Here is a 17,641-nt window from a genome sequence, read left to right as displayed (position 1 = left end):
GGCGGGCCCTGGAGGTCGGAGGCCGCCGGTCAGAGCAGGTGGAGCTGCGTGATCAGCATCGCCACGACGATGCAGAGCGTCCAGCCGACGATGTGCTCGACGATCTTCCGGCCCTCCTGGGGCCCGCCGGTACCGGTACGCGCCGCTGCGATCTCCGCCATTGCCAGTCCTGTCGTCCGCCGATGAGAAGCCCCCCGCAGCTGCCCAGGATGCGGGGGCCTTTCGCCCGCTGTACAGGGGCAAACTCACCTTTATGGCGGATCGTGACCCATTTCACCGCAGGGTCAGCCGGTGAAGCGGGCAAGGTACCCGGCCACATCGGCCGGATCCTCCGTGGCCAGGCCGAGGTAACCGTCGGGGCGGACGACGAACAGCCCGTCGCCGTAGACCGCGTACGCGCTGTTCGCGCCGTGCTCCGGGGCGTCGTCGATCCGGTGCGCGTGCACCAGGCCCGGATCCGCCCCCGGGCCCGCCCACGCCCCCGGGTCCGGCGGCAGCTGGGCGGTCCCCAGGGCGAGCAGGGTGAAGTGCGGGCCGCGGAACAGGTCGAAGAGCCGGCCGCCGCCGGCCAGCGGCGCGTCCGGGGCCCGGTCGCCCGCGCGCGGCCCCGTGTCAGGCAGCGTTCCCCCGGGTAGCGCTGCGGGCCGGAGTTCCCGCGTGAGCGGCCCACCCCGGTAGTTCAGCTCCAGGCCGTGGGTGTCGGTGCCGCGCTGCCGGGCGGCGGTGTCGTCGCCGTCGCGGGTCGCACCGTGCAGCCGGGTGCTGATGCCCAGGACGTCGGCGGCGATCGGCAGCCGCTCCTCCTCGTAGCTGTCGAGGAGCTCGGGTCCCGCACCGTGCCGCAGTACCTGGCCGAGCTTCCAGCCCAGGTTGTACGCGTCCTGGACGCCGGTGTTCAGGCCCTGCCCGCCGGCCGGTGAGTGGATGTGCGCGGCGTCGCCGGCGAGGAACACCCGGCCGACGCGGAAGTGGTCGGCCATGGCCGCGCTGGGGTGGAAGGCGGAAGCCCAGAGCACCTCGTGGACCTGCTCGGCGCCGATCGGCGTCCGGGCCCCGATGAGCTCGCGGATCCCCTCGACGGTGCCGTCCGGCTCGCTGCCGGTGTCCGTGTACTGGGCGAGCAGCTGGAAGTGGTCGGTGCCGGCCAGCGGGCAGAGCATGACGGTGCCGCCCTCCGCCTTGGGCCAGACGTGCCAGTGGTCGCGGTCGATGCCGCCGAGGAGCAGATCGGCGATCAGGATCGGGTGCGGGTCGATGGTCTCGCCGGTCATCCCGACGCCGAGCGCCCGGCGGCCGGTGCCGCGTCCGCCGTCGGCGGCGACCAGGAAGCGGGCCCGGACGGTGCCGGCCGTGCCGTCGGGAAGGGACAGTGCCGCGTCGACCCCGTCGGCGTCCTGGGTGATGCCGGTGAGCGCGGTCCCGAACTCGACGCCGCCGCCGAGTTCCCGCAGTCGCTCGTGGAGGATCTCCTGGGTGCGCCACTGGGTGAGCATCCATACCTCGCCGTACGGGGCCTGCGGCGTCGGCGCGAAGCGCTCCAGCAGGTCCCACTCACCGAGCCGCCGGTCGTCCTGCCAGCCCATCATCAGCGGGTACGGGCCGCCGGACGCGAGGACGGCGTCGATCACGCCGAGGTCGTCGAGGACCTCCAGGGTGCGCGGCTGCAAGCCCTTGCCGCGCGAGCCCGGGAAGAGCCGGTCCGACTGTTCGACGAGGCGGGCGGATATCCCCCGGCGGGCCAGGTCGACCGCGAGCGCCAGACCGGTGGGGCCTGCTCCGGCGATGAGTACGCCCACGTCGTGGGCGCTGTTGGGTGCCATGCGGACAGAGCGTACCGACGGGTTCCAGAAGCCAAGACCCTTTGCTTCATGGGTAGTTGAGAAAACGGTCAAGGTTCGGTCAGCGGACGGGAGCTTTCGGGACCATCGTCAGAAAGCGCTTGAGCCGGGGCGCCAGCGGACGTTCCACGAACCGGTGCAACAGCCACGCCAGCACCAGCATCGACCCGGCGGTGAGCGGCAGCACGGCGTACGACGGCATGTGCAGGCGCTGGTGCAGCTGGAAGATGACGACCCAGCCCAGGTGTTCATGGACCAGATAGAAGGGATAGGTCAGGATTCCCGCCGTCGTCAGCCAGCGCCAGTCGACGCCCGCGACCCGGGGCAGCAGGGTGACCGCCGCCACCGCCGCGAAGCCGAGGGTCACGATGAGGATGATCACCGACTCGGAGCGGTGCTGGAAGACGTGCGCGGCATGCGCGTTCGGGATCAGCCCCTTGACCGCGTAGTGCTGGCCGAACAGCCAGCCGACCCCGACGACACCCCAGGACAGCGGGTCGTTGCCGAAGCGGTGGACCAGATAGATCCCGATGCCGCCGATGAAGAACGGCGCGTACTCCGGCATCAGCACGGTCTTGAGGAACGCCTCGCCCGACGCGTCCGCGAGCACCGCGCCCATCGTCCACAGCCCGCAGAACGCCAGCACCCGGCGGCGGGTGGCGCCCGGCCACACGACGGCCAGCGCGAAGAGCAGATAGAACCGCAGCTCCGCCCACAGGGTCCAGCACACACCGAGCACCCGGTCGGCCCCGACCGGCATCTGCAGCATCGTCATGTTGGTGAGCAGATCGCTCGGCGAGACGGTCTTCCAGACCACACCGGGCAGTGCGAAGACGGCGGTGACCAGCAGGACGGCCGCCCAGTAGGCCGGGTACAGCCGGGTCGCCCGGGAGACCGCGAAGCCCTTGAGGGTGCGCCCCCAGCCGCTCATGCAGATGACGAACCCGCTGATCACGAAGAAGATCTGGACGCCGAGCGGCCCGTAGACGGCCACCTTCGACAGCTCGGGGAAGACCAGCGCGGGCGTCTGCCCCCAGGCCTTCCAGGCATCGCCGCCGCGCCCCGCGTAGTGGTAGAGGCACACCATGAGCGCGGCCACGAGCCGCAGCCCGTCGAGCGCCCGCAGCCGGCCGGGCCGCGGTGCGGCGGCCACCACCGCGTCCGGTGCGGCATCCGGTGCCGGGTCCTGAGCGGTGACCTGCTGGAGCTGGAGACTCATCCGATGGCAGCCTTCTTCAAGGCGCGTGCGCGGCGGGCGACGCGACGGAGCAGGGGATTGCGGGGCAGGAACGCCAGCTGCGCAGGGACCACGCCCGGCAGGGCCAGCGAAGCGAGCCGGCGGCGCTTGAAGTACCGCCAGGTACGGGCGTTCAGCTCCTTCGACAGATAGGAGACGGTCTCCTCGCGCAACTCCGGGTACAGCTCGGCCCGCATGCAGAACCCGACGGCGCGCAGCAGCGGCGTGAGGTCCCCGGCGATCCGTTCGGGGGCCGGCGGGGACCAGGTGCGGACGGCTTCGGCGTCGTCGAGATCGGGCAGCAGGGAGTCGACGATGGTGACCGGGACGCGATTGCTGTTCTGGTACGGCGACAGCCGCTCCAGCAGCATCTCCGTACCGGTCCGCGCCACCGGGATCCCGTAGAACGCCGAGGCGGTGAGCAGCGCCGTCGAGTAGCAGCCGACCACCAGCGCCGGACGGGCCCGCTGGTACAGCACCTCGGCCAGCACGGGGGAGTCCAGCACCGTCAGCTCCACACCGAGCGCGGCCGCCTCCCGCTCCAGCGGCTCCGACCAGTGCGCGGGGGCGATGGGGTGCGGCTTGAAGACGATCCGCCGGTGCCCGAGGGCCGCCGCGCCGCGCAGCATCCGCAGGTGCAGCTCCTCCTCCTCGACGGCCGTGAGGATCCCCAGCGCGGACAGGTACTGGCCGAGCAGCAGCGCCGCGTCCTCGGGGACCGCGGACAGCTCGGCCTCGTCCGGCCCGTCGCTCGCGTCGGCGAGTTCCGCCAGCACCTTGGTGAACTCCGCGGCGGGCACGATCCGCGGTTCGATGCCGTGCTCGGTCAGCAGCAGCGGCCGCAGTCCGGTCACCAGGTCGAGATGGAGCAGCTGGTTGATGCGGGTGGTCACCAGCGGTTCGAGCTTGTCGCGGGTCGGGCCGTACGACATGAGGCCGTCCGCGTAGACCTCGATCGGCGCGGCCGGGAAGAGCCGGACCAGCGCGGCGGCGGGTTTGACCTGGATCGACTCGACGATCAGTTCCACATCGTCGTCACCGAGGTCCCACAGCATCCGCAGATACCGCTCCCACATGGGGACGTCCTCCGGACGCGGCGCCCAGTCGCTGGGGTGCATCGGCGCGATGGTCTCGTTCCACGACAGCACCCGGTAGAACCGGCCGCGCAGCGCCCCGAAGCCGGGGGCCTCGTCGACGGCGGGCGTGGTCTCCGGAACGGCGGAGTTGTTGCTGATCAGCAGCAGCCGCCGGTCCGCGGGGCCGAACAGCCCGGCGTCCAGGGCCGCCGCGATGGTGGCGGCGCCGTACAGCGTCGACGCCACATGGATCTGGGTGCGTGCGCGGGCCATCAGGCGGCCACCGTCCCGGTCGAGGAGGCGAGCCGCCTTCGCAGGCGGCGGAGCGGGACGCTGCGGTCGACACCCATCGAGTCCAGCGCCTCCATGAGGATGTCCTGCGGCATCCGCTTCAGGGCGGCGGCGCTCATCGTCTTCAACTGGCGTGCGACCTGCGGTTCGAAGCGTTCGATGGAGTTGAGGTGGTGGGCGATGATCGCGCAGTAGGTCCGTACCGCCTTCGGCAGGAAGCGGTCCGCGTCCCGGTCGGCGGCGGTCTCCGCGAGCACCTGGTCGAAGGAGCGGATGAAGTCCAGCTGCCGTACGTCGCCGATCTGGGTGAGCGAGGTGGCGATGCCGCGCCGGTAGAAGACCCCGAGCAGGCCCACCACCGCGAAGGACGCCGCCTCCCGGTGCAGCCGCCAGATCCACGGCCGGTCCTCGGCGGTCCGCAGCCCGTCGGGGAAGTGCAGCAGCCCCGCGTCGGCGAGCCGGCGGTGGTAGATCCCGGCCCAGGCGAAGGGATAGTCGACGGAGGTCGGCCGCGCGGTGGGCAGGATCGCCTCCCGCGGGTTCAGCACCACCCCGCGCCGGCCGTGCGGCACATGAGTGATGACGCGGACCCGGTCGGTGCACTGCACATGGTCGGTACGGACGAAGTCGGTACCGAGCTCCTCGATGGCCGCGAGCAGCTGCGACAGATAGCCGGGGGCCAGCCAGTCGTCGCCGTCGAGGAAGGTGAGGAACTCGCCGCGCGCCGCGTCGATTCCGGTGTTGCGGGCGGTGGCCAGGCCGCCATTGGTCTCGCGCGCCACGAGAACGGAGCCGGGAAGGGTGCGTGTCGCCCGCTCCAGGATTTTCGGGGTGTCATCCGTCGAACGGTCGTCGACCAGGATGAATTCGAAATCCGGGCGGGAGTTCGCACGAAGACTTTGGAGCATGTCGGGTGCGAATGCCTGCACGTTGTAAAACGGCACAATGACGGAGAGCTTGACCACCTGCTGAACGTTAGGGGCCGACCGGACTCGGCGGCCGACATTGCGCGGACCCTCAGGTGAACGGCACATGTCGGGACCATGAAGCAGCCGCCCCTTAAGCATGGTTGGGCAATTCGCGGCACGCTGTTTACCGTCCGTTGGCTCAACGTTGGAACGCTGCTCGGAACGGATTCCTAGCGTCTGCGTCGTGCCGAAAAGTTCTTCCGGTCCGTTGCGGATCACCGTTCTCGCCGATTCGGACACCCGTTGGAAATGGGGTGCGCTGACAGCGCGCCGTATTTCGTCCGATGTCCGGCTCGATGCCCGTCTGCTCCGTGGCCGGGCCACTCCGACGAGCCGCCAGCTCGCCGAGATCGGCATACCCGCGGAGTCGATGCGCGAGGTCACCGCCGCCGAGTTCCTGAGCGAGGCCGGCCACGGCCAGGACGCCGAGGGCGGCTGCGACGTGGTCGTACTCGCCTGTGTCGGCGGCACCGTCCAGGCCATGCTGCACGGTCTGGCCCGCGCCTGGGAGGGCAGCACCCGCCGCCCGGTGGTCGTCACCGGATACGTCGGCGTGGTCTACGAGAAGCTCGCCGACGGCCTGCTGCTGCGGGCCGGCGCCGATGTGGTGCTGGCCAACAGCGCGCACGACGCCCAGCGGTTCCGCGACACCTACGCGGGTGTCGGCGCTGACACCGCAGGCATCGTCGAGACCGCGCTGCCGTTCCTGGAGGGCGCGCCCTACCGGCCGTCGGACGAGCGGCCGTTCACCGTCACCTTCGCCGTGCAGCCGTCCGCGCCGGAAGGCCGTACGGACCGCACCTATCTGGCCCGCCGCGCGGTGGAGCACGCCCGGCGGCACCCGGAGCGCGAGGTGCTGGTCAAGCTGCGCAGCAAGCCCGGTGAGCACACCACGCACATCGAGGAGCACCCGTACCAGAAGCTCGTCGCCAAGCTCGGCCCGCCCGACAACCTGCGGCTGGTCTACGGGCACATGGGCGAGGTCCTGGACCGCACGGACCTCCTGGTGACCGTCAGCTCCACCGCGGCCCTGGAGTCCCTGCACCGCTCCGTCCCCACCGCCGTCCTCACCGACCTCGGCATCCGTGAGTCCCTCGGCAACCACCACTTCCTCGGCTCGGGCTGCTTCGCCTCCTGGGACCAGCTCGACGAGGGCCATGTCCCGCAGGCCGACCCCGGCTGGCTCGCCGCCCAGGGCGTGGCCTCGGAAGACCCGTTCGGGGCCCTGCGTGAGCGCGTCACCACCCTTGTCGCTGCCGGCGAACTGCCGCCGCCCGCGCCGTACTACACCCCGCTGACCGCCCCCGGCTATCTGCCGGGCGTGCTGGCCCGGCACGGCCTCGACGCCAAGGGCGAGCCGCTGCCCGGCGCGGTCGCCGAGCGCGAGCCCAGTGCCCTGCGCCGGGCGCTGCGGGACGCCGCGCGCAACTCCGCACGTACCGCCTACCGGCAGGGCGTGCAGCGCGTCGCGCCCGTCATCCGCCGCTGGGGCCAGCTGTGACGAACCGACCGACCGGAGCACCCGTGACCACCCCACTGTCCGCGCCCACTCCCGTTCCCGTTCCCGCGGGCGCCCGCGTCCTCGCCGTCATCCCCGCCCGGGGCGGCTCCAAGGGCGTCCCCGGCAAGAACCTCGCGCCCGTCGGCGGCGTCCCGCTGGTGACCCGGGCGGTGCGCGAATGCCTCGCGGCACGGCTGGTCACCGACGTGGCCGTGTCCACCGACGACCCCGCCATCGCCGAGGCGGCCCGCGCCGCCGGCGCCGAGGTCGTCCTGCGGCCCGCGGCCATCGCGGGCGACACGGCGAGCAGCGAGGCCGCCGTCCTGCACGCGATGGACGCCTACGAGGCGATGCGCGGCGGCGTTCTCGACGTCGTTCTGCTCGTGCAGTGCACCAGCCCCTTCCTCACCCGCGAGGAGGTCGACGGCGTCGCCGCCGCCGTCATCGAGGACGGCGCCGACACCGCGCACACCGTCGCCCCCTTCCACGGCTTCGTCTGGCGTGAGGGCGAGGACGGCGGTCAGGGGGTCAACCACGACAAGGCCACCCGCCCGCGCCGCCAGGACCGCCCCCAGGACCTGTTGGAGACCGGCGCCGCGTACGCCATGCGCGCCCCCGGTTTCCGAGCCGCCGGCCACCGGTTCTTCGGCCGCACCGCACTGGTCCGCACCGAACCGGCCCGCGTCCTGGAGATCGACGAGCCGGACGACCTCGTCCGGGCCCGCGCTCTCGCGCCGCTCCTCGACGCCGGCTCCACCCCCACCCTCGACGACATCGACGCGGTGGTACTCGACTTCGACGGCACCCAGACCGACGACACGGTGCTGGTCGACGCCCAGGGACGGGAGACCGTCGCGGTGCACCGCGGCGACGGGCTCGGCATCGCGGCACTGCGCCGCGCCGGACTCCCCGTACTGATCCTGTCCTCGGAGACCAACCCGGTCGTCGCGGCACGGGCCAGGAAGCTCCAGGTGCCCGTGCTCCACGGCATCGCCCGCAAGGACCTCGCCCTCAAGCAGTGGTGCGAGGAGCAGACGATCGCCCCCGAGCGGGTCCTGTACGTCGGCAACGACGTCAACGACCTGCCCTGCTTCGCGCTCGCCGGCTGGCCCGTCGCCGTGGCCAACGCCCACGACGTCGTACGGGCCTCGGCCCGCTCCATCACCTCCACCCCGGGCGGCCGCGGCGCGATCCGCGAGATCGCCGGGTGGATTCTCGGCCCGAATCTGGCCGCCCCTCCTACCGACCCTCCTTACGCACCCCTCACAGCAGTCCCCTCAGCACCTCTCTCCGCAAAGGATCTCTCCCAGTGACCAGCACCCCCCTGACCCCGAAGAACCTCCGTCCGGTCGGCACCCGCTACATCGGCACCGGACAGCCCGTCTACGTCACCGGCGAGATCGGCATCAACCACAACGGTGACCTGGAGAACGCCTTCGCGCTCATCGACGCCGCGGTCGCGGCCGGCTGCGACGCCGTGAAGTTCCAGAAGCGCACCCCCGAGGTCTGCACCCCGCGCGACCAGTGGGAGATCGAGCGCGACACCCCCTGGGGCCGCATGACGTACATCGACTACCGGCACCGCGTCGAGTTCGACGAGAACGACTACAACGCCATCTCCGACTACTGCCGCAAGCGCGGCATCGACTGGTTCGCGTCCCCGTGGGACGTCGAGTCCGTCGCGTTCCTGGAGAAGTTCGACCTCCCGGCCCACAAGGTCGCCTCCGCCTGCCTCACCGACGACGACCTGCTGCGCGCGCTGCGCGCCACCGGCCGGACGATCATCCTCTCCACCGGGATGTCCACCCCGAAGCAGATCCGGCACGCCGTCGAGGTGCTCGGCAGCGACAACATCGTGATGTGCCACGCCACGTCCACGTACCCGGCGAAGCACGAAGAGCTCAACCTGCGCATGATCAACACCCTGCAGGCCGAGTACCCGAACGTGCCCGTCGGCTACTCCGGCCACGAGGTCGGCCTCCAGACGACGCTGGCCGCCGTCGCCCTCGGCGCGGTCTTCATCGAGCGCCACATCACCCTCGACCGCGCCATGTGGGGCTCCGACCAGGCCGCCTCCGTCGAGTCCCAGGGACTGGAGCGCCTGGTCCGCGACATCCGCATCATCGAGACCTCGCTCGGCGACGGCGTCAAGAAGGTCTACGAGGGCGAGCTCGGCCCGATGAAGAAGCTCCGCCGCGTCCCCGGCGTCGTCGCCGAGGCCGAGGCGTCGGGCTCGGACCGCGCCACCGCCTCCGTCTGACGGACCGCGCCACCCCGGCCCGAGCGGCCGGGCCCCGCGCACGCCCCCATGACCCGAGGCACCGCGCACCACGCGAACCATGAGAACGAGGAGTACGGGATGACCGCGCCCGCAACCGGCCGGGGACCGCTCGCACTGGTCGAGTCCCCTGTCCAGCTCCTCAACGTCCTGGAGTGGTCGCACATACACCCCCCGACCGCGGTCGCCGCACCGCGTCCCGGGGCGGCTCCGGCCGCCCCGGGCGGCGGCCCGGTCACCGGCCCGCTCACCGTCGTGGTGCTCTCGCCCCGCGACCCGATGAGCCGCGGGCAGCTGCGCCGCATGGCGGAGCTCGCCCGGGACGACGGCGTCACCGTCCGCTGGTTCGAGGCCCGCAGCAACCGGCTCGGCCTGCTGCGTACCGCCATGACCCTGGCGCCGCTGCTGCTGCGCGTACGCCACCTCGTCATCGGTGATCCGTTCTCCCGGCTGGTGCAGGTGCTCCTGCCGCTGTGCCGGGCCCGGGAGATCACCGTGGTCGACGACGGCACCGCCACCATGGAGTTCACCGAGATCCTGAGCAGGGGCGGCCGTCTGGTGCGCTGGCACCGCGCGGGCCGCCGGTCGCCCGTCGACGCGGCCTTCGCGGTCTTCGCCTCGGCCGCCCGCCGCCGGCTGACCCCCGGCCGCCGCCGCACCGTCGAACTCTTCAGCGCGATGCCCGCGACACCGCCGGCCGGGATGGCGCTGCGCGCCAACCGGTTCGCGTGGACGCGGTCGCGCTTCGGGCCGCCGCGGATCACCGCCGGCACCGACATCATCGGCACGTCCCTCGTCGAGACCGGGGTCGTCGACCTCGACCGTTACCTCGCCGCGGTCGCCACCCTCGCCGAATCCCACGGCGCCACCCGCTACTTCGCGCACCGCCGCGAGGACACGGCCAAGCTGCACCGGCTCGCCGTCCAGACCGGGCTGGAGATCGTCCGCCCCGACCTGCCGCTGGAACTGGTCGCCCGCCGGGGGCCGATCGGTCACACCGTGCTCAGCTTCCCGTCCACGGTCGTCCACACGCTGCCGCTCGCGCTGGCCGGCACCGGGGTCAAGGTCGTCGTCCGCGACATCGACGACGGCTGGCTCACCCACACCGCCTCACCCCGCGCGCAGGGCTTCCTCTCCGGCATCACCGGCACCGCCAGGGACCTGCACGGCCTGACCTCCGTCACCGCGACCGCTTAGGGGGCTGTGTCCAGGCCCGGATCCCCCCGCGGATCCAGTGGGCCGCGATGCCCGGCCCCTACGCTCCGGGCCACCGGACCCCGGTGTGGCACGGGACACCCCCTGCGCCGGAGCCGTTGCCTCGCGATCGATGGATCGTTGAGCGAGGATGGGATGGGTGGTGAAGGCCCAAGAGGCCGTGATACCCCCCAGAGGGATTGGGTATGCGCCGATCGGGTGATTTCTTCTCCTTCAACAGGAATGAATTTCTCTCGATCAACGCTGGAGGATCTCCCATGGGGCCTACGCTGTCGGAGGTGAACGACTCACCCGCAGTGCCATCCGGCGCGCTGCCCGCGGGGCTGCGCGCCGAACTGATCGCGTTCCGCCGGGACTTGAGCCGCCGCCCAGCAACGGGCCGGCCGGACTCCCACGACGCCGAGGCCGCCGCCGCGGCCGTTCTGGCCCGGCTGGAGCAGGACGGTCTACGGCCGCGGGTACTGCCCGGCGGGACCGGAATCGTCTGTGACATCGGCGCCACCGACCCCGCCCGTCCGCGTCTGGCACTGCACAGCGACATCGACGCGGTGCTGCTCGGCGCCGCTCTGGCGCTCGCCGCCCTGGAACGCGAGGGCAGGCTGCCGCGCCCGGTGCGGCTGATCCTGCAGCCGACGGACGAGGCGACCCCGGGCGGAGCGCTCGGCGCCATCGAGGCGGAGGTGCTGGAGGGCGTCGGCCGGATCCTCGCCGTGCACGGCGACCTGGACACCGACGCCGGACGGATCGGTCTGCGGCAGGGCCCGATCACCGCGGCCGTCGGCCGTCTGGTCCTGAAGCTCGACGGCGCGGGCGGCCACAGCGCCCGCCCGCATCTGACGACCGACCTGGTGATGGCCACCGCCAAGATGGCCACCGAACTGCCGGCCGTGCTGGCCCGCCGGATGGACCCGCGCTCCGGCGTCCGGGTCGTGTGGGACCGCATCGAGGCCGGCCACGCCTGCAACGTGATCCCGCAGCACGCGGAGCTGGAGGGCACCGTCCGCTGCCTGGACCTGGCGGCCTGGAACGACGCGCCCGACCTGGTGCACGAGGTGATCGACCAGGTGGCCGGCATGTACCGGGCGAAGTGCGAGATCCGGTACCAGCGCGTCGTCCCGCCGGTCGTCAACGAGGTGGAGTCGACGGAGCTGCTGCGCGAGGCGATCACGCTGAGCCGCGGCGCGCACGCCGTCGAGGACACCGGTCAGAGCCTCGGCTGCGCGGATTTCGCCTGGTACCTGGAGCACGTGCCGGGAGCGCTCGCCAGGCTCGGTCTGCGACCCGCCGACGGGCCGGCGCGACACGGCGTCCATCCGGGTGAATCCCAGGACGCCGAGGACCCGGTCGTGATCGGCGCCGAGCTGCTCGCAGGGGCTGCGCTGCTGGTCTGACGGTGGGTGGCGTGGTGCTTACGGGTGGTTCACCTGGCCGAAATGCGTCGATCCGATAACAGGTCTTCATTCAGCCTTTACCTGACATCTACGCGCGTTAAGCTCCCGCTTAGCCAGCGCCGGACGGGGCGCTTTCGAATGAAGGGGACCCTCGTGCGCCGGGTTACCAAGATCGTTGCTGCGGGTGTCGCGTCCGCGGCCCTCGCCCTCACCGCCACCGCGTGTGGCAGCAGCAGCTCCGACGACAGCAAGGACAAGGGCGTCGGTATCGCCTACGACGTCGGCGGCCGAGGCGACCACTCCTTCAACGACTCCGCCGCCAAGGGACTGGACAAGGCCAAGGCCGAGTTCAACCTGGGCAGCAAGGAGCTCACCGCCAAGAACACCGACACCGAGGCGGACCGCGAGCAGAAGCTCAACGACCTCGCCGGTGCGGGCTACAACCCGGTCATCGGTGTCGGCTTCGCCTATGCCGACTCGGTGAAGGCCGTCTCGAAGAAGTTCCCGAAGACGACCTTCGCGATCGTCGACTCCGTGGTCGAGGGCGCGAACATCGACAGCATCAACTTCACCGAGGAGCAGAGCTCCTACCTCGCGGGTGTCGCCGCGGCGCTGAAGACCAAGACCAACAAGGTCGGCTTCATCGGCGGCGTGGACACCACGCTGATCAAGAAGTTCGCGGCCGGCTACCAGCAGGGCGTCAAGGACACCAAGCCCGACGTCTCGGTCGACATCGAGTACATCACCCAGGGCGGCGACTTCTCCGGCTTCGCGAAGCCGGCTGAGGGCAAGGCCAAGGCCAAGGGCATGCTCGACCGCGGCATCGACGTGATCTACGCGGCCGCGGGCAGCTCCGGCTCCGGCGCCATCGAGGCCGTCGCGGGCAAGAAGGGCACCTGGGCGATCGGCGTCGACGGCGACCAGTACCAGGACAAGGGCCTGGCGCAGTGGAAGACCGCGATCCTGACCTCCGCCGTCAAGAACGTCGACGGTTCGGTCTACGACGTCATCAAGAGCGTCAAGGACGGCAAGCCGCTGACCGGCACGCACGTCTACAACCTCAAGGCGGGTGGCGTCGGCCTGGCCACCTCCGGTGGCTACATCGATGACATCCAGGCCCAGCTCGACGCCGCGAAGAAGAAGATCACCGACGGCACGCTGACGGTCCGGACGACTCCGACCAGCTGATCACCGACGCGAGGCCCGGCAGGGAACGTCACGCTCCCTGCCGGGCCTCGTGCCTTGTGCGGCCACCGTGCCGTATGTATCCCGCGACAACTGTGGATCTGGCGCCGCTACGCGCGTAGAGTCCGATCCTCGCGATACGTTCACCCCCATCGCTCCGCTCTGCCCCGCGAGGAGAGTGCGTCATCAACGCGTCCAGCAGTCCCCCCGCCGTCGAACTCCGCGGCATCACCAAACGCTTCCCCGGCGTCGTCGCCAACCGCGACATCGACATCACCGTGCTCCGTGGCACCGTCCACGCCCTGGTCGGCGAGAACGGCGCGGGCAAGTCGACCCTCATGAAGATCCTTTACGGGATGCAGCGCCCCGACGAGGGGACCATCACCCTCGACGGCGAGAAGGCGGACCTGCACACCCCGGCCGACGCCATCCGGCTCGGCATCGGGATGGTGCACCAGCACTTCATGCTGGCCGACAACCTCACCGTGCTGGAGAACATCGTTCTCGGGGCCGAGCAGTTGCACGGCATCGGCGGCAAGGCCCGCGCCAAGATCAAGGAGCTCTCCGACGCCTACGGCCTCGGCGTCCGCCCCGACCTCCTCGTCGAGGACCTCGGGGTGGCCGACCGGCAGCGCGTGGAGATCCTCAAGGTCCTCTACCGCGGCGCCCGCACCCTGATCCTGGACGAGCCGACCGCGGTCCTCGTGCCGCAGGAGGTCGAGGCGCTCTTCGCCAACCTCCGCGAGCTCAAGTCCGAGGGCCTGACGATCATCTTCATCTCGCACAAGCTGGGCGAGGTGCTCTCGGTCGCCGACGCGATCACGGTCATCCGCCGCGGTACGACGGTCGGCGACGCCGACCCGAAGTCGGTCACCGTCAAGCAGCTCGCCGAGCTCATGGTCGGCAGTGAACTGCCGTCGCCGGAGACCCGCGAGTCCACGGTGACCAGCGAGGTCCTGCTGGACGTCAAGGGGCTGAAGCTGGCCGCCGTCGACGCCGAGGGCATCGAGCGCACCGTGCTCGGCGACGTCAGCCTGACGATCCACAAGGGCGAAGTGCTCGGCATCGCCGGGGTCGAGGGCAACGGCCAGGCCGAACTGGTCGAGGCCATCATGGGGATGCGGACCCCCGACGCCGGGGTGATCACCCTGGACGGCGCCGACATCTCCACCGCCCCCACCCGCAAGCGGCGCGAGGACGGCATCGGGTACATCCCCGAGGACCGCCACCGGCACGGCCTGCTCCTCGAAGGCACGCTGTGGGAGAACCGCATCCTCGGCCACGTCACCGAGAAGCCCAACAGCCGCGGCGCGCTGCTGGACCTGACCGCGGCCCGCCGCGACACCGAACGGATCGTCAAGGAGTACGACGTCCGTACGCCCGGCATCGAGGTCACCGCGGCCTCCCTCTCCGGCGGCAACCAGCAGAAGCTGATCGTCGGCCGCGAGATGAGCCACCTGCCCAAGCTGCTGATCGCCGCGCACCCGACCCGCGGTGTGGACGTCGGCGCGCAGGCGCAGATCTGGGACCAGATCCGGCAGGCCCGCCGCGAGGGCCTCGCCGTGCTGCTGATCTCCGCCGACCTGGACGAACTGATCGGCCTGTCCGACACCCTGCGGGTGATGTACCGCGGCCACCTGGTCGCGGACGCCGACCCCGCCACGATCACTCCTGAGGAGCTGGGTTCCGCCATGACCGGCGCCGCTTCCGGCCACCTCGAGCACACGGACGCCGAAGGAGAGGACCGATGAAGAAGTTCGACAAGGATCGGCTGATCCTCGGCCTGGCCGCTCCCGTACTGGCGATCGTCGCCGCCTTCGTCCTCACCGCGCTCGTGCTCCTGGCCACCGGCAAGGAACCGTTCCACGCGTTCAACGTGATGTTCGACAAGGGCCTGACAAGCGACAGCCAGGTCTTCATCCTCAACAAGGCGACGCCGTACTACCTCGCCGGCATCGCGGTGGCCATCGGCTTCCGGATGAACCTGTTCAACATCGGCGTCGACGGCCAGTACCGCCTCGCGGCCTTCTTCGCGGCCGTCGTCGGCGGCGCGGTGAACCTGCCCTCCGTCATCCAGATCCCGCTGATCATCCTCACCGCGATGCTCGTCGGCGCGATGTGGGCGGGCATCGCGGGTGTGCTCAAGGTGACCCGAGGCGTCAGCGAGGTCATCACCACGATCATGCTGAACGCCATCGCCACCGCGGTGATCGGCTACTTCATGATCCCCGGCCGGCTCGCCCAGCTGCACGCGGACACCAACTCGGTCTCCACCAAGGAAATCCCCTCCTCGGGGCACTTCTTCGGGTTCGACATGGGCACGGACGGCACGATCTGGGGCTTCATCGTCATCGCCGTCCTCGTCGGCGTCCTCTACTGGTTCGGCCTCTCCCGCACCCGCTTCGGCTTCGACCTGCGGACGGTCGGTCGCTCGGAGTCCGCGGCCGGCGCCAGCGGGGTCAACGTCAAGCGCATGATCATCACCAGCATGCTGCTCTCGGGCGCCATCGCCGGGCTGGTCGGCATGCCGGTGCTGCTCAACGACGCGCACCAGTTCAGCACCGAGTTCCCGGCCGGTATCGGCTTCACGGGCATCGCCGTGGCGCTGCTCGGCCGGAACCACCCGATCGGTATCGCGCTGGCCGCGCTGCTGTGGGGCTGGTTGGAAATCGCGTCCAGCAAGCTGGAGTTCGAGGACTACGACAAGGAAATCGTCGGCGTCATGCAGGGCATCATCGTGCTCTGCGTCGTCATCGCCTACGAGGTCGTCCGCCGCTACGGCATCAAACGCCAGCAACAGAAGGTCGGCGAAGAACTCGCCGCCCAGGCCCGCACCAAGCAGGAGGCGGCAGCGTGAGCGCCACGGCTACCCCCGGCAAGACCGCCAAGAGCCCCGCGGCGAAGATCCGCGCCAAGCTCACGTTCTCCCGTGTGCTGCTGATCATCGCGGGCGCGCTGATCCTCATCTCCGCCGTACGCGCCATCACCGGCGCCAACGACATGACGTCCTCCGGGCAGATCTCCGGCGCCCTGACCATGGCCGTGCCGATCGGCCTCGCCGGACTCGGCGGCCTGTGGTCGGAGCGGGCCGGCGTCGTCAACATCGGCCTCGAGGGCATGATGATGCTCGGCATGTTCTTCGGGGCGTGGGCGGGCTGGCAGACCAACCCGTGGCTCGCCGTCCTCGCCGGCATCCTCGGTGGCGCGCTCGGCGGTCTCATCCACGCCGTCGTGACGGTGACCTTCGGCGTCGACCACATCGTCTCCGGTGTGGCGATCAACATCCTGGCGCTGGGCACCACCCAGTACCTGGCCAAGATCTGGTTCAGCATGGGCAAGGCCGCGGCCGCGGGTGGCAGTCCCAAGCAGTCGCCGCCGATGGACGACATCAAGTCGTTCACCGTCCCCGGCCTCTCCGACTGGATGCACACCCTCGAAGGCCACCACTGGTTCCTGATCTCGGACATCGCCGGGATCATCGGCGGCCTCGTCACGGACCTGTCGTCGCTCACCCTCCTGGCCGCGGCGCTCTTCGTGGCCACGTTCTTCGTCCTGTGGCGGACCGCGTTCGGTCTGCGGCTGCGCTCCTGCGGTGAGAACCCGATCGCCGCCGAGTCGCTGGGCGTCAACGTCTACAAGTACAAGTACCTGGCGGTCATCGCCTCCGGCGGTCTCGCCGGCCTCGGCGGCGCGTTCCTCGCCATCGTCCCCTCGCACATCTACAACGAGGGCCAGACCGGCGGCCGCGGCTACATCGGCCTCGCCGCCATGATCTTCGGTAACTGGCGGCCCGGCGGGCTCGCCATGGGCGCGGGCCTGTTCGGCTACTCCGACAGCCTCCAGCTCCGCAACGGCGGCGAGACCGTGCACGCCCTGCTGCTCGCCCTCGCGGTCGGCCTGGCCGCGCTGGCCGCCTGGCGGCTCTACCAGAAGAAGTACCTGCCGGCCGTGGTGGGCGGCGCCGTCGCCGCGCTGCTGGTCGTCTGGTACTCCCTGACCGACACGGTCCCGGACCAGCTCGTCGGGGCCACGCCGTACATCGTCACCCTGCTGGTGCTCGCGCTCGCCTCGCAGCGACTGCGGATGCCGGCGGCCGACGGCCAGCCGTACCGGAAGGGCCAGGGCAAGTGACGCATCCTCCTGCCGAGGGCTTCGACGAGCCTGCGGGTGCCGGTGCCGGTGCCGGTGCGGGTGCCGAGGCCGGTGCTGGTGCCGAGGCCGGTGTTGGTGCTGGTGCCGAGGCCGGCTCCGGGGCCGTCGACTCCGTCGACTGGGAGGGCTTGCGGAAGCAGGCCCAGGACATCATGTCCCGGGCCTACGCCCCGTACTCGCACTTCCCGGTCGGCGCCGCCGCCCTCGTCGACGACGGCCGTGTCGTCGTCGGCTGCAACGTCGAGAACGCCTCCTACGGAGTCGCGCTCTGCGCCGAATGCGGACTCGTCTCCGCGCTGCACGCCTCCGGCGGCGGCCGGCTCACCGCCTTCACCTGCGTGGACCTGCGCGGCAACCTCCTCATGCCGTGCGGCCGGTGCCGCCAGCTGCTGTGGGAGAACGGCGGCCCCGGCCTCCTCGTCGACACGCCGCGCGGCGTCGTCCCGATGAGCGAAGTCCTGCCGGACGCCTTCGGCTCCGAAGACCTGAACCGCTAAGGAAACCCCTGT

At 70.9% G+C, this 17,641-nt stretch carries 15 protein-coding genes; 10 read left to right on the top strand and 5 right to left on the bottom strand.

Features of this window, described 5'->3' with window-relative positions; translation table 11 throughout:
• Positions 1-29: 29 nt before the first annotated feature.
• From C6N31_RS02190 to C6N31_RS02170, 5 genes are all read right to left on the bottom strand, one after another.
• The gene (locus tag C6N31_RS02190) at positions 30-161 is read right to left on the bottom strand and encodes an SCO1431 family membrane protein (RefSeq protein ID WP_138352233.1); all 132 of its coding nucleotides are present in this window, start codon (positions 159-161) and stop codon (positions 30-32) included.
• A gap of 123 nt (positions 162-284) precedes the next feature.
• Positions 285-1,820: an FAD-dependent monooxygenase gene (locus C6N31_RS02185; protein ID WP_198357060.1), complete on the bottom strand. Its 1,536-nt coding sequence runs from the start codon at positions 1,818-1,820 to the stop codon at positions 285-287.
• 79 nt (positions 1,821-1,899) lie between these two features.
• The gene (locus tag C6N31_RS02180; protein ID WP_138352231.1) at positions 1,900-3,057 is read right to left on the bottom strand and encodes an acyltransferase family protein; all 1,158 of its coding nucleotides are present in this window, start codon (positions 3,055-3,057) and stop codon (positions 1,900-1,902) included.
• A complete protein-coding gene (locus tag C6N31_RS02175; protein ID WP_198357059.1) occupies positions 3,054-4,424 on the bottom strand; it encodes a polysialyltransferase family glycosyltransferase in 1,371 nt (456 codons plus the stop codon). Before C6N31_RS02175 ends, C6N31_RS02180 begins: the two co-directional genes overlap by 4 nt.
• Positions 4,424-5,407 (bottom strand): glycosyltransferase family 2 protein, encoded by a 984-nt coding sequence (locus tag C6N31_RS02170; protein WP_138352229.1) that lies wholly within the window; start codon positions 5,405-5,407, stop codon positions 4,424-4,426. The genes C6N31_RS02175 and C6N31_RS02170 overlap by 1 nt, the downstream gene beginning before the upstream one ends.
• Before the next feature lie 187 nt (positions 5,408-5,594).
• On the opposite strand from C6N31_RS02170, the gene C6N31_RS02165 reads away from it, so the two are divergent.
• The 10 genes from C6N31_RS02165 to C6N31_RS02120 all read left to right on the top strand — a co-directional run bounded on the left by C6N31_RS02165 (position 5,595) and on the right by C6N31_RS02120 (position 17,629).
• Positions 5,595-6,911 (top strand): DUF6716 putative glycosyltransferase, encoded by a 1,317-nt coding sequence (locus C6N31_RS02165; protein WP_138352228.1) that lies wholly within the window; start codon positions 5,595-5,597, stop codon positions 6,909-6,911.
• Positions 6,912-6,934: 23 nt separating this feature from the next.
• Positions 6,935-8,224, top strand: coding sequence for an acylneuraminate cytidylyltransferase (locus C6N31_RS02160; protein WP_244809362.1), 1,290 nt, complete (start codon positions 6,935-6,937; stop codon positions 8,222-8,224).
• Positions 8,221-9,171 carry an N-acetylneuraminate synthase family protein gene (locus tag C6N31_RS02155; RefSeq protein ID WP_381585549.1) on the top strand — a complete coding sequence of 317 codons (951 nt, stop codon included), beginning with the start codon at positions 8,221-8,223 and terminating at the stop codon, positions 9,169-9,171. Before C6N31_RS02160 ends, C6N31_RS02155 begins: the two co-directional genes overlap by 4 nt.
• A gap of 99 nt (positions 9,172-9,270) precedes the next feature.
• Positions 9,271-10,386 (top strand): hypothetical protein, encoded by a 1,116-nt coding sequence (locus C6N31_RS02150; protein ID WP_164294940.1) that lies wholly within the window; start codon positions 9,271-9,273, stop codon positions 10,384-10,386.
• A gap of 275 nt (positions 10,387-10,661) precedes the next feature.
• The gene (locus C6N31_RS02145) at positions 10,662-11,795 is read left to right on the top strand and encodes an amidohydrolase (protein WP_198357058.1); all 1,134 of its coding nucleotides are present in this window, start codon (positions 10,662-10,664) and stop codon (positions 11,793-11,795) included.
• A gap of 153 nt (positions 11,796-11,948) precedes the next feature.
• Positions 11,949-12,983, top strand: a complete 1,035-nt coding sequence (locus tag C6N31_RS02140; protein ID WP_138352225.1) for a BMP family lipoprotein — start codon at positions 11,949-11,951, stop codon at positions 12,981-12,983.
• Between the two features lie 182 nt (positions 12,984-13,165).
• Entirely contained in the window at positions 13,166-14,731 is a 1,566-nt protein-coding gene (locus tag C6N31_RS02135) for an ABC transporter ATP-binding protein (protein ID WP_244809846.1), read from the top strand.
• Positions 14,728-15,837, top strand: a complete 1,110-nt coding sequence (locus tag C6N31_RS02130; RefSeq protein WP_138352223.1) for an ABC transporter permease — start codon at positions 14,728-14,730, stop codon at positions 15,835-15,837. Before C6N31_RS02135 ends, C6N31_RS02130 begins: the two co-directional genes overlap by 4 nt.
• A complete protein-coding gene (locus C6N31_RS02125) occupies positions 15,834-17,111 on the top strand; it encodes an ABC transporter permease (protein WP_198357057.1) in 1,278 nt (425 codons plus the stop codon). Before C6N31_RS02130 ends, C6N31_RS02125 begins: the two co-directional genes overlap by 4 nt.
• Positions 17,108-17,629: a cytidine deaminase gene (locus tag C6N31_RS02120; RefSeq protein ID WP_198357056.1), complete on the top strand. Its 522-nt coding sequence runs from the start codon at positions 17,108-17,110 to the stop codon at positions 17,627-17,629. The genes C6N31_RS02125 and C6N31_RS02120 overlap by 4 nt, the downstream gene beginning before the upstream one ends.
• The last annotated feature ends 12 nt before the right edge of the window (positions 17,630-17,641 follow it).

This window comes from Streptomyces fildesensis (assembly GCF_016107395.1).
Lineage (GTDB): Bacteria > Actinomycetota > Actinomycetes > Streptomycetales > Streptomycetaceae > Actinacidiphila > Actinacidiphila fildesensis.
The sequence above is the reverse complement of the archived record's forward strand: the minus strand, read 5'-3'. Positions and strand labels throughout refer to the sequence as shown.

Excerpts from the sequence above, each read along its gene's own strand:
- C6N31_RS02185 (WP_198357060.1), bottom strand. The coding sequence starts at position 1,820 with ATGGCACCCAACAGCGCCCACGACGTGGGCGTACTCATCGCCGGAGCA.
- C6N31_RS02190 (WP_138352233.1), bottom strand. The coding sequence starts at position 161 with ATGGCGGAGATCGCAGCGGCGCGTACCGGTACCGGCGGGCCCCAGGAG.
- C6N31_RS02150 (WP_164294940.1), top strand. The coding sequence starts at position 9,271 with ATGACCGCGCCCGCAACCGGCCGGGGACCGCTCGCACTGGTCGAGTCC.
- C6N31_RS02180 (WP_138352231.1), bottom strand. The coding sequence starts at position 3,057 with ATGAGTCTCCAGCTCCAGCAGGTCACCGCTCAGGACCCGGCACCGGAT.
- C6N31_RS02130 (WP_138352223.1), top strand. The coding sequence starts at position 14,728 with ATGAAGAAGTTCGACAAGGATCGGCTGATCCTCGGCCTGGCCGCTCCC.
- C6N31_RS02175 (WP_198357059.1), bottom strand. The coding sequence starts at position 4,424 with ATGGCCCGCGCACGCACCCAGATCCATGTGGCGTCGACGCTGTACGGC.
- C6N31_RS02145 (WP_198357058.1), top strand. The coding sequence starts at position 10,662 with ATGGGGCCTACGCTGTCGGAGGTGAACGACTCACCCGCAGTGCCATCC.